The organism is Aliiglaciecola sp. LCG003, assembly GCF_030316135.1.
Lineage (GTDB): Bacteria > Pseudomonadota > Gammaproteobacteria > Enterobacterales > Alteromonadaceae > Aliiglaciecola.
Genome location: NZ_CP128185.1, coordinates 2,458,882 through 2,471,234, shown reverse-complemented (window position 1 = coordinate 2,471,234; position 12,353 = coordinate 2,458,882). Strand labels below are relative to the sequence as shown.

11 protein-coding genes are annotated in these 12,353 nt (G+C 42.4%); 2 read left to right on the top strand and 9 right to left on the bottom strand.

What is annotated here, in order from left to right; translation table 11 throughout:
- Window positions 1-10: 10 nt before the first annotated feature.
- The 4 genes from rsfS to leuS form a co-directional block, all read right to left on the bottom strand.
- Window positions 11-328, bottom strand: coding sequence for a ribosome silencing factor (gene rsfS, locus QR722_RS10630; protein WP_286282817.1), 318 nt, complete (start codon window positions 326-328; stop codon window positions 11-13).
- 225 nt (window positions 329-553) lie between these two features.
- Window positions 554-1,576, bottom strand: coding sequence for a DNA polymerase III subunit delta (holA, locus tag QR722_RS10625; RefSeq protein ID WP_286282816.1), 1,023 nt, complete (start codon window positions 1,574-1,576; stop codon window positions 554-556).
- Window positions 1,576-2,085, bottom strand: coding sequence for an LPS-assembly lipoprotein LptE (locus QR722_RS10620; protein WP_502872432.1), 510 nt, complete (start codon window positions 2,083-2,085; stop codon window positions 1,576-1,578). The genes holA and QR722_RS10620 overlap by 1 nt, the downstream gene beginning before the upstream one ends.
- 13 nt (window positions 2,086-2,098) lie before the next feature.
- Entirely contained in the window at window positions 2,099-4,702 is a 2,604-nt protein-coding gene (leuS, locus tag QR722_RS10615; RefSeq protein ID WP_286282814.1) for a leucine--tRNA ligase, read from the bottom strand.
- 265 nt (window positions 4,703-4,967) lie between these two features.
- Between leuS and QR722_RS10610 the strand changes: the two genes are divergently transcribed.
- Window positions 4,968-7,352 carry a Lon protease family protein gene (locus QR722_RS10610; protein ID WP_286282813.1) on the top strand — a complete coding sequence of 795 codons (2,385 nt, stop codon included), beginning with the start codon at window positions 4,968-4,970 and terminating at the stop codon, window positions 7,350-7,352.
- A 30-nt stretch (window positions 7,353-7,382) separates the two neighbouring features.
- A complete protein-coding gene (locus tag QR722_RS10605; RefSeq protein ID WP_286282812.1) occupies window positions 7,383-7,865 on the top strand; it encodes an FKBP-type peptidyl-prolyl cis-trans isomerase in 483 nt (160 codons plus the stop codon).
- A 24-nt stretch (window positions 7,866-7,889) separates the two neighbouring features.
- Here QR722_RS10605 and QR722_RS10600 read toward each other — a convergent pair whose 3' ends face one another.
- The 5 genes from QR722_RS10600 to yhbY form a co-directional block, all read right to left on the bottom strand.
- Window positions 7,890-9,659 (bottom strand): GGDEF domain-containing protein, encoded by a 1,770-nt coding sequence (locus QR722_RS10600; protein WP_286282811.1) that lies wholly within the window; start codon window positions 9,657-9,659, stop codon window positions 7,890-7,892.
- The gene (locus QR722_RS10595) at window positions 9,659-9,937 is read right to left on the bottom strand and encodes a hypothetical protein (protein WP_286282810.1); all 279 of its coding nucleotides are present in this window, start codon (window positions 9,935-9,937) and stop codon (window positions 9,659-9,661) included. The genes QR722_RS10600 and QR722_RS10595 overlap by 1 nt, the downstream gene beginning before the upstream one ends.
- An 84-nt stretch (window positions 9,938-10,021) precedes the next feature.
- Window positions 10,022-10,828: an SAM-dependent methyltransferase gene (locus tag QR722_RS10590; protein WP_286282809.1), complete on the bottom strand. Its 807-nt coding sequence runs from the start codon at window positions 10,826-10,828 to the stop codon at window positions 10,022-10,024.
- Window positions 10,821-11,360 carry a GNAT family N-acetyltransferase gene (locus QR722_RS10585; protein ID WP_286282808.1) on the bottom strand — a complete coding sequence of 180 codons (540 nt, stop codon included), beginning with the start codon at window positions 11,358-11,360 and terminating at the stop codon, window positions 10,821-10,823. The genes QR722_RS10590 and QR722_RS10585 overlap by 8 nt, the downstream gene beginning before the upstream one ends.
- A 607-nt stretch (window positions 11,361-11,967) precedes the next feature.
- The gene (gene yhbY, locus QR722_RS10580) at window positions 11,968-12,264 is read right to left on the bottom strand and encodes a ribosome assembly RNA-binding protein YhbY (RefSeq protein ID WP_286282807.1); all 297 of its coding nucleotides are present in this window, start codon (window positions 12,262-12,264) and stop codon (window positions 11,968-11,970) included.
- Between the last annotated feature and the right edge of the window lie 89 nt (window positions 12,265-12,353).

Here is a 12,353-nt window from a genome sequence, read left to right as displayed (position 1 = left end):
AGTAAAAGGTCTAACTCCAAAGCTTCTCTAATTGGTAAAAGTCACGTACTTCGTCTTGCATTACATGGACGATCACGTCACCTAAATCAACCAATACCCATTCACCTTCGGATTGGCCTTCAATACTGAGTGCTGGATGACCTGCTTGCTTGGTTTCATATACAACGTTTTGAGCGATTGAAGCCACATGGCGTTTTGAATTACCGGAGCAGATTAACATGGTATCGGTAACGGTTGATTTTCCCGATACGTCAATTTCTATAATATCTCTGGCCTTTAAATCTTCCATCTTTTCGATGACGAATTGCTTAAATTCTTTACTATCCAATTTGGATCCTCTTGATGAACACTAGTCTATGCTTACAACCATATATTGTACCAGACTTAGGGGTTAACGCGCACGAGTATTGCAAAAATAGTTGCGCCTTCACTAAGCATAAATGAAATGTTTGAGTAGGAAATTTAGCCTCAGAGGGTTATAACGTTAAATTATTGCCAATCTGATTCAGGGGCAACCGCTGGCAAGGTGATGTTTTTTGCGCAAATTGGGGCTTTAATCCATAGGGAGGGATTGCAGATCATAGGGTATAAATAACAAACAAATATGGCACAACTCTACATAGGGTCTTATCACTTGAGTCTGTTTAATCCGTTGGTCAAAAATTTGTAATTTTGCTTGGATAGCGTCTAGCATAGCTTGGTTCAGTCGACGTAACGCTGATATATAGAAACCTTGGCGATTTTTCCAAATTCTGTGTTGGTTCCAGTTGATAGCCTGGCCAGTTTTTTGTGCGGCCATCAAATGATTTAATGTTTGCCATTCCCTTACCAGTGCCCAAGCTACTATGGTGGGTTCAATGCCTTCTGCTTCGAGTCGATATAGCATTTTAACGACTTTGTGGCCGTCACCTTCCAAAATGACATCTATCAATTGAAATACGGTAAAGCGGGATTGGTCTACTACTGCTTTTTCGACAATGCTTTCGTCTATCTGGCCATCAGGGTAGAGCAGCAATAATTTATCTACTTCTTGTTTAGCGGCCAGCAGGTTACCTTCGCAATAGTCACTAAGCAACTTGCTGGCACCAGGGGTGGCGTGAATGCCAGTGTCGCGCATGTAATTCAAAATCCATTGCTGGAGGTTGTTACCTTCCAATGGAAAACAAGGAACATATATCCCTTGTTTGTCTAATGCTTTAAACCACTTGGCATTTTGTACATCTTTGCCAATTTTTTGGCCATGCAAAACAATAATAGTATCTTGGTTGGCATGTTCAGCCAGCGCGGTTAAAATCTTGCTACCTTCTGCACCTGGTTTGCCCGTAGGCAATTCAATTTCAATAAACTGTTTAGACGAAAACAAGGAGAGTGTCTGCGTCGCCTCTACCAAGCTGTTCCAGTTGAACTGATTGTCTACGCTTAGTTGTTGTCGCTCATCAAACCCTAGGGTCAAAGCCTCTCGCCTGATATGCTCAATGGTGAGTAATTTTTGCAATGGCTCATCACCAAAAACCAGATAAAAAGGACTTATTGATTTACTGATGTGGGCGGCGAAGCGATTTGGATAAATCTGCATTAGAGGTTGCTGCTTCCCTGACTGGGTAACATCCGAATAATGCGATCCGCTGCTTGTTGACGCAACTCACTTAATACCAATTCTAACTCCCGCGATTTGGCGAGGATGGCATCAGGGTCATCTTGGTATTCTCTGGTAACATCAAATTCAATAAATTGAGCTTCTTTGCCTGGGAAGATTACTTGGTAGCGAATGGATAATACCAGCTCGTATTCAGCGACCTGTCCGGTGGGATACAAGGACAGCAATCTGCGGTCAAGGGTATCTGGCATTAAGTAAATCGCCACCGTGCTATAAGGGTGGGTTTGTGGTTCGGATAACACAAATGGAATTTCATAGCGGTTTAAATATTCTTCCATCGAGCGTTTCAATGGCGAGAAATCTTGTGTTCCACTAAGGTAAATCTGATTATAGCCTGCCGGTAAGGCTTGGCCTGAACGCAGCTTGAAGCCGCATCCAGTGAGCATTATCGCCGCAATAATCATTAAACTCCAGTTGGTTAGTTTCAAGGTTTTCATCCGCTTAATTGGCAACAATGTTAACTAATTTACCCGCAACATATATCACTTTGCGAATGGTTTTGCCTTCAATGAACTGACTAACATTGTGCTGATCTACGGCAATTTGCTTGATAGTAGCTTCATCGATATCAGCATCCACTGTGATTTTTGCTCGAACTTTGCCGTTAACCTGCACAATGATTAGCTTCTCATCTTCTACCAAAGCTGCTTGATCAACCTTTGGCCAATCTTGGCTGGCAATTTCACTGTCATGGCCTAATTGCTGCCACAGTACATGGCAAATATGCGGTGTGATTGGGTTTAGCATTAGTACCATAGCATGCACAGCTTCAGACATAAGCGCATTGTCTTGAGCCGCTTGTTGTGGGGCTTTTTGCAACGCATTCAATAGTTCCATTATGGCTGCTATAGCGGTGTTAAAGGTTTGTCTGCGACCTAGGTCATCAGTTACTTTATCAATGGTTTTATGCAAAGTGCGGCGCAAATCTTTCTGCGCAGGAGTGAGCTGGCTAAGATCTAGGGCTGTTGTCTCACCTGTAGCCATATGCTCCTGTGCCAGTTTCCAAAAACGTCTTAGGAAACGGTTGGCTCCTTCAACGCCAGAATCTATCCATTCCAATGTTTGCTCTGGTGGCGCAGCAAACATTGTGAAGAGGCGGATGGTATCTGCGCCATAAATATCAATAACCTGCTGCGGATCGATACCGTTATTTTTAGACTTGGACATTTTTGTCATGCCACCAAATTCAACTGGCTGACCATCTGCTGCCAAGGTTGCACTGACTACTCTACCTTTATCATCTTTTTCGGTGGTGACGTCTGCTGGCGAGAACCATTCCTTTTTCCCTTTATCATCTTCTCGGTAAAAAGAATCGGCCAATACCATGCCTTGACATAGCAAGCGCTTATAGGGCTCACTTGATTCTACTAAGCCTTCGTCACGTAATAATTTGTGGAAGAAACGCGAATACAATAAATGCAAAATAGCGTGTTCAATCCCGCCGACATATTGATCAACCGGCAACCAGTAATTAGCCTTTTCGGGGTCCAACATTGCCTGATCATTAGGGGCACAGGTATATCGAGCGTAATACCACGACGATTCCATAAAGGTATCGAAGGTGTCAGTTTCACGCAGAGCAGGCTGACCCTTATATTCGGTTTTAGCCCATTGGGGGTCAGCTTTGATCGGCGATACAACACCATTCATAACAACATCTTCAGGCAACACCACCGGCAGTTGATCCGCAGGCACAGGAACCGACTCTCCGCTTTCCAAGTTAAGCATAGGGATAGGTGTACCCCAGTAACGCTGTCGTGACACCCCCCAATCCCGCAGACGATAATTTACTTTGCGTTTACCCTTACCTTGTACTTCCAAATCCTGAGAAATTTGCTCAAATGCCTGTTCTGAGGTCAAGCCGTCAAATTGACCAGAATTTACTAAGATGCCTTTCTCTGTGAAAGCTTGCTCAGACAAGTCACAGACTTGGTCGCAATCTTCCAAGGGTTTGATAACTTGGGTAATACTCAAATGGTATTTTTTGGCAAACTCGAAGTCACGTTGGTCATGTCCAGGAACAGCCATGACAGCGCCGGAGCCGTAGTTCATTAGCACAAAGTTGGCTGCCCATACGGGCACTTTGATACCAGAGATCGGGTGAATGGCGTAAAGGCCCGTTGCACAGCCTTTTTTCTCCATGGTGGCCATGTCCGCTTCAGCCACTTTGGTGTTTTTACATTCTTCGATGAAGGCGGCTAATTGGGGATTAGTGCGCGCAGCTTCGATGGCCAACGGGTGGCTGGCGGCAATACCTACATAAGTCACACCTAAAAGCGTATCTGGTCGTGTGGTATACACATCAAAACTACCAATATTGGCGATGGCTTGGGCTAATTGAAAGGTAATTTCAACACCCTCGGAGCGACCAATCCAATTCCGCTGCATGGTCCGAACCTGTTCAGGCCAGTCATCTAGTTGATCTAAGTCTTGTAATAATTCTTCCGCATAATCAGTGATTTTAATGAACCACTGGGGGATTTCTTTTTGTTCAACTAGAGCGCCTGAACGCCATCCTCTGCCATCAATTACCTGCTCGTTAGCTAACACTGTGTGATCTACTGGATCCCAATTAACCGTGGCATTCTTTTTATAAACCAAGCCTTTTTCGTACAAACGGGTAAAGAACCATTGTTCCCAGCGGTAATAATCTTGTTTGCAAGTGGCGACCTCACGGTTCCAGTCGTAGCCAAATCCCAAAGTTTTCAATTGGCGCTTCATATATTCAATATTTGAATAGGTCCAATTGGCCGGAGCAGTATTGTTATTTAGTGCGGCATTTTCAGCGGGTAAACCAAAGGCATCCCACCCCATGGGTTGGAGTACGTTTTTACCTTGCATGCGCTGGAAACGGCTAATCACATCACCGATGGTGTAGTTACGCACGTGGCCCATGTGTAGTCGACCGCTAGGATAAGGAAACATTGAAAGACAGTAGAATTTCTCCTTGGAAGGGTCTTCTACTGCGGTGAAAACATTATTTTTTTCCCAATGCGCTTGTACCTGAGATTCAATTTTTTGCGGGTCGTACTGATTTTCGGCCATTAAAACGGACTTCCAAAAGATAAAAAGGTTAATTCATAAAACTGCGCTGAAGCAAATGTACACTTCAATCTGAATTTTAAATTATTATTCGGGGAAGAATACCTTAGCAAGCTATAGGCTAACAATAGCTAATGCGCTTTTAGACTAGGAATTTGACCTTTGTGGATAATATTTAGCCGAATAATATACATCGATGTAGAGTAGCGGTTGACACACATGCGCATAAAGGTTTCACTGTTGCAAAATACACTCCACACTTTAGGTTATGTCTCAATATCTTGCTCTGTCCGCTAAACAATTGACCGCAATTCCCAGTAGACGTTTGATCAATCAAGCGTTGAAGGATGACTCTACCTTACTCGCTACTTTCATCGGTCAAGAGAGAGCACGTGAAGCCTTGACATTCGGTTTGGGGATCCAAGCCAAAGGTTACAACCTTTATGTGATGGGGGAACATGCTACGGGTCGTTATACCTTGGTACATGAGCATATTGCCAAGTCGGTGGATACGGTAGAAACACCAGATGAGTGGTGTTACATCAATAATTTCGAAGAGGAGCGCGAGCCCATCGCGTTACGCTTACGTCCGGGTGAAAGCAAAAAGTTGCACAAGGAGGTCGAAAGCTTAATCGATGAGTTGATGGATACGTTTCCTGCAGCCTATGACAATCCTGGCTATCAGCGCAAACAAGCTGCAATTGCTCGAGAATTCGATCAGCGCTATGACAAAGCGATTGACCAACTTGAGCAAGAAGCCCAAGGACAAAATGTGGCTTTATATGAAGAAACTGGAACGATTAGTTTTGCACCTATAGTTGATGGTAAACCTCTAACCGATGCAGATTTTGCCAAACTCGATGATAGTCAACGTCAACACTACTACCAACTTATAGATAAATTGGAAGACCGACTCAGTGAAGCCTTAATCGAACTGCCACAATGGAAGCGGCATTCCTCTGAACAATTACGCCAACTGAAGCGTGACACCGCAGAGCAGGGGATTAAGCCCCTACTTAAAGGCCTTGAACATAAATATGCCACCGAGTTGGGCGTACTCAAGTTTTTGCGTCAACTGCGACCTCACCTAATTGATACCATTATTGAAATATTGGTACCTGATAACAAAGAAGACAAACAAGACGAATACGACAAACGGGAAATACTAGAAGAGCAATATTTGCCCAATATTTTGGTGTCTTACGGTGTGGGCGATAGTGCACCTGTGGTGTACGAGCCCAATCCAACTCATCAAAACTTATTCGGAAAAGTTGAATACACTAACCTGCAAGGCTCCATGTTTACCAATTATCGGATGATAAGAACTGGCGCTTTACATAAGGCCAATGGCGGTTATCTGCTATTAGATGCTGACAAGATGATCGATCAACCTTTCGTCTGGGATACCTTAAAATTGGCCTTAAAGTTCGGTGAATTAAAAATGGAGCTGCCGCAAACTGATGTGGGTATGGTCAATTCTATGACACTGATCCCCCAGCGTATTCCACTTAATGTCAAAGTCATATTATTAGGCTCCAGAGATTTATATTATCTGCTGCAAGACTATGATGAAGAATTCGATGAGTTGTTTCGCGTTTTGGTCGATTTTGATCATGAAATCAGTCTGAATAAACAGACTTTGTACGATTTTGTCGGCAGAGTTCGCCACCATGTGCAAGATTTAGGCTTGTCTGGCATAAATGCCAAGGCGATGTATCGCTTAGTAGAATACAGTTTGCGTTTGGCCGAACATCAGCAGAACTTATCAGCACGTTTTTCTGATGTAATAGAACTGATTAATGAAGCCCATTACTTTTGTGTAAAAGATCAAAAAGCAGAAATGGACGTTGCTCACATAGAGATAGCGTTAAATGCTAAAACTATTCGCACTGGCAGGGTGAGCCAAGCTTTGTTAGAAGACATTAAGCAAGGGCAAATTTTGATTGCCACCCAGGGTAAAGCCGTGGGCCAAGTTAATGGTTTAACGGTATTAGAGGTTGGTGACAGTGTGTTTGGAACCCCCGCGCGGATTACCTCAACCGTGTACGCAGGTGCAAATGGAGTGGTCGATATTGAACGGGAAGTGGAGTTAGGTCAACCTATCCATTCCAAGGGAGTCATGTTGTTAACGGGGTACCTCGGCCACAAATATGCACAATATTTCCCGCTGACGTTATCCGCTAATATCGCGCTAGAGCAGTCCTACGGGCATATCGATGGCGATAGTGCCTCGTTAGGGGAGTTGGTCGCTTTGATTTCGGGTCTTACCGATGTGCCTGCAAGACAAGACTTAGCGATTACCGGTTCAATAAACCAATATGGTGAGGTTCAAGCAGTCGGCGGTGTAAATGAAAAGATTGAAGGTTTTTTCACCCTTTGCCAACATCGTGGGTTGAGCGGTACTCAAGGGGTGGTGATCCCCCAATCTAATCAGATTAATTTAATGCTCAATCGGGCAGTGATCGACGCGGTGGAAAAAGGCCTGTTCCATATTTATACTGTTGCGACTGTTGATCAAGCGTTAGAATTATTAACCGAAAAAGATGCTGGACAATTAAATAGTAAAGGTCGTTATCCAAAAGGCAGTATGAATTACTTAGCCGTTAATCGGTTGTATAATATCGCCAACATTGTAAATGGCTCAGACGAATAATTAAATTTTTAAAGCTTAGAGAAACATAAAATGACAATTAGCAAAGATAAAGTAGTTCAATTTCATTATCGTATCAATGACCTAGAAAACCATGAATTAGAGAGTAGTTTTAAGCATGATCCAGCAGCCTATCTGCACGGACATAATAATATGATGGTAGGGATTGAGAAAGCCCTGGAAGGGAAACAGCAAGGTGATGAATTTAGCGTTGAGTTACCAGCTGCTGATACCTTTGGTGAATTTAAAGAAAATGCCCAACAGCGAATTTCGATTAAGCACCTGCAAGGCTCTGACAAATGGGCTCCAGGTATGACCGCTGTGTTACAAACTGAAAATGGCGCAATGGAAGTTACCATTGTCAAGGTTGGCAAATTTATGGCTACTGTAGATACCAATCATCCTTTAGCTGGCAGAGCTTTAAAGTTTGATTTGAAGGTTGTCGATGTGCGTAATGCCACTGAAGAAGAAATTGCTCATGGTCATGCCCACGGTGTAGGTGGACATCACCACTAATTATCTAGTTATAATAAATAGGATTTATCCAAAGGGCGTTAAACCACTAGTTGGTTTTAACGCCATTTTTTTGCCGAAGAACTGAAACACTTTATTCCGTCCACAATCTTTCGAATGATACAGAGCCGCGTCAGCCCCGCCAAACAGTTTTTCCAACGAATAGCCACAGGTCTGTGAATCAGACACACCAAAGCTTGCAGTAATTTTGAACTCAAAATTTGTTTCTGATGAATCAATATGTTCAATCGCTTGTCGGCAGATATCAGCGATTTTCAATGCCTCGTCAATGTCACAGGATGGCAGCAATATGGCAAATTCTTCGCCCCCCATACGGCCAATCAAATCGTTATTGCGACAAATGTTCTTGGCTACAGAGACAGCCTTGCATAGCGCCCAATCACCAATTTGATGACCATAATTATCGTTAACTCTTTTAAAGTGGTCGAGGTCAAACAATATGAAACTGACGGGCTGATAATGTCGCTCTGCGTGATGAATTTGTTGGATAGCTTTGTCATTGAAATTATGCCGGTTACTAATACCGGTTAAATCGTCGGTTTCGGCTAAATAGCGTAATTTCACTTGAATTTTGCGACTACGATATAACCAGGCAAATAGTAAAATCAGTAATGCTGAAGACAGCGCCAATGCCATGCGGTTATTTTGTGAATGCTGTTGTGCAAGTTCCGCTTTGGCTACTAGTAGGGCGTTTTGTTTATCCAGCAAGAATATTTTATTGAGCTGTTCACTGTACTCATATTTTGCTTGCTGTATCGCTAAATTCCTAGCTTTAGTTTCGTCCAAATAGGCTTTATCTGATTCATTAAACTCTTTCAAATAAGCAATTGTTTGTATGTAATTGTCTTGTTCTTCAGCTGCTCGGTAAAGTACATCCAATGCTTTAACTAATGCTTTTGTTAACCCAAAATTCTCGATATGGCTTTTAGCTTCTAGAGCATATTCAGTGGCTTTGGCTGGTTGCTCAAGTAATAAATAGTTGTTGGCCATTAAAGCGTAATGCATGCCAATCAGGGGAGGATACTTTGAATCTAAGGTTTTCTGCAGATTATCAGATAATAGCTTCTGTGATTCGATTACTCTATTTTCGTTTGTGAGAGATTCGGCAATGTGGGTCTTGATGATATTGGCAACCAGTAATTCATTGTTGTCCATGCAAAACTCAGCACTTTGATTAGCATAATCATAACTGGACAAAATCACCGACAATTCAAACTCGGATTCTATTTTAATTTGTCGGGCAAAACACTCAATTCGAGGCGAAATATCTCGCGCTAAAAGGCGATTGGCAATATTAAGTCCAAGCTCAAATTGGCGGGCTTGGTTATAAAAAATACTAACCACCAAGAAGCTACTATCGATGATGTCTTTGTCAGTGACTTTTTCACGTTGTTCGAATAAGCGATTGACGGCTTTAGCACCGAGGTAAAAATCTCGTTTGACGGCATAGTTATTTACTAATGAGCCTAGCGCTCTTAGTTTTAAATCTTCAGATGCATCACTTTCTTGCAAAGCGTTGTAAATAGCATTGGCTTCTTCTAATTTGCCTTTAAAGGTATTTTGGTAACCCGTTAAATACTGATAAAAATGCTTCTGTTGGGGAGTTAACGCGCTGCTATTTTGTTGGATCTCCGCCATAATAACTTCGAAGTGAGCGAAGTCAGAACTTCTGACTTGCTCGGCTTCTTCAATTAGTAATTGAACGTCTACTTTGCTGCTTTGTGCATTAATATTAAAAGCAATGATTAAGCACAATACAAGGGTGAATCGCATCATTAGCTATCTGTAGTCTTTGTCGGATTGACTTCAGTAGGTTTATTTTCCTTGTCATCCTCTTCTGGTGCGTCGTCTTCATTTTGGCCACCATCTGGATCTTTCTCTTCTTCCTCATTTGGAAATAGAGCGCACCAAATCTTACCTTGTTCCGCTATACGATTTTCAATCTCCGATTCCGCTCTCGTTGCTAGCTGTTGAGCGTTTTCGTTTTCAGATAAAAGATCAAGCTTAAATGAAGGATTGATAGCGATTTCTTCCAGTAACTGAGTTGTCGACATAGTGAATTCCATTTTTAATAAAAGTACCTGAACATTATTAACCACTTATGAGCTTGGTGAAAAGCGATATCGATTAATTTATCGCTAGTTTGGTGAATTTAGGTCATTTAATTTGGCTAAAGTCGCTAAATCATACTTTTTCTTAACTATCGGCGGTATCACCAAGGTGGAGTGGTGATAGACAGTGGCGTGATTCAAATCAGCTAAATTCACCCACTCAATTCTGCATTTTTGGGTGGGTAGAGTGGGGCATTCGTAAATGGCAACTTGATGCTGCAGCGGAATAGATTCTGCTAAAACATCGATTAGCAACTGGCGATGATGGTGACCGGTTTTATATTGAGAGCGGCTTAGGTCCCCCACGAATCCCAACTGCCACAATATCAAATATGCTGTTGGGTCGAGGTGTCGTTGATACATCATGAATTGACTGGCTTCATAATGTTGTATTCCAAAGGTACCGGGATCGATAGACATATCAGCATACATGCAATCTTCTGCCGAAATACCTGGTTCCATATGGGCATGAAATCCTTGTTGTTTAGCAGTGGCAATGACTTGGTGGGGTGCCCATGCAAACACACCTGGGTGACCATAGAAAGCACCAACAACCTTATGCCCTTTGCGGATCTCATTCATCATCGCATCGACCATTTGTTGATAACTCACTTTGCGGTCTTTGTTTTCGGCATAAAAAGACTGTAGGCTGATGGTATTCCCGTTCATTTGCATGACCCAATTTTCCACCAAAGCATCAGATGCCCCAACGAATACCACATCGGCTTGTTCAATGAAATTTCGGGTAAGTTGGCTGATATGCGCGCCTAAGGTCATCCCTAATCCAACACAAACTATGCTACCTGCGAGGGCTTTGTCATGTAATTCAGTCAAGGTAAACCTCAGGGTTATATGCCAAAAAATCTGCAGATGATATGCTGCAATAGCATTCTATTGGACTGCGAGGGGAAGTGTTAACCTTGAAGTTTAGCCGCTTAGCAATTTTCTCAATAGCGATATTGTGCCTATCAAAATACGCATACGCCTTAGTCAAGCTCATTCGTTGGAAACCAAATGCCAGCATACGGCTAACAGATTCAAATGCAATTCCTTTACCAAAAGCAGCAGGGTCAAGCAGAATTCCAAACTCTCTGTTTGACTCAGGTAGCCCTTTAGTTTCGGGAAGAAACCCCTGCACCCCTAAGAATGAGAGGTCCGACTGGAGATATATTCCCCAAAACGTAATTGGCTTATGACGATATAAACGCTCAAATAGCTTGGCTGCTTGATCAGTTGATAAGCAGGGCATGATTTTACTCATCACAATCTCGTTTCGATATAGTGCGGTAAAATGCTGCTGCATAGTTGGATTGAGGGCGATAAACTTTAATCGCCGTGATTGATAATCTTGTTGCACACTAGACATGCGTAAATATTGTGTCCTTATTATTCAAAGTAAGTTTCTAATTCAGAGGCGTTGTCGTGTATTTCTGTTTTAAGTTTATGAAGATAGAGTACTTTAGCAGCAAATTCAATCAGTCCAAACCGAACAGCATCTCGCGCTAATATACGATTGAATAGTGTCTGGCTTAAAACGATTTGGTCGGGGAAAGGGAGATTGTTACACAATTCTGTGCTCGAATGGAAATCTCAAATGCAGCATAAAGTCCCTCGAAGACTAAGTCTAGACTGCCATCGGCATTAAAGGGTGCGCATTGAAAACGGGTTTGCGCACTAGATACGTCAAGATTTGGCACAGTATGCGAATTTTGGTTGAAAGGGCTGTTTTGAGCAATATAAAGTGGCCCATCCCAAGGAACCTTTAGAGTAGGAAAAACTCTGGGCATACGCAGTTGCAGTCCATCTGTGTGGACACTGAATTTTCCATCTAATACTAAGGCGATGCTGCCTGGATCACCGATTAGGTTTATTATTCTGTCTAACCCATTTAAGGCAATTGAGCGGTTAACTCTCCGCTCGCATAGAGGTTACTCAAAGGGATGACCACAGATTTCATATTATGAAAATACGAGTTAAACCTTGGGGATGCTGATTTTTTTCTCATCACTTTGACGGAACATGACCATTACATGCCCAATGGTTTGTAACTTTTCTGCTTTTGTTTCACGGATAATCGCATCCATGATCAAAGCTTTTTCGTCACGGTCGTCGGTAGGCACTTTCACTTTAATTAACTCGTGATGGGCCAGTGCGTTTTCAATTTCAGCTAACACACCTTCAGTCAAACCATTATTACCGAGTTGCACTACGGGTTTGATAGGGTGGGCGAGTCCTTTAAGGTATTGTTTTTGTTTATTAGATAGCTTCATTTAGATTAATTCTTACAATTTAATTGATATAGGATGGTTGAAAAGCGTTATTCTAACGCCATCTTGCTTTTATACCTAATTAGAAACGC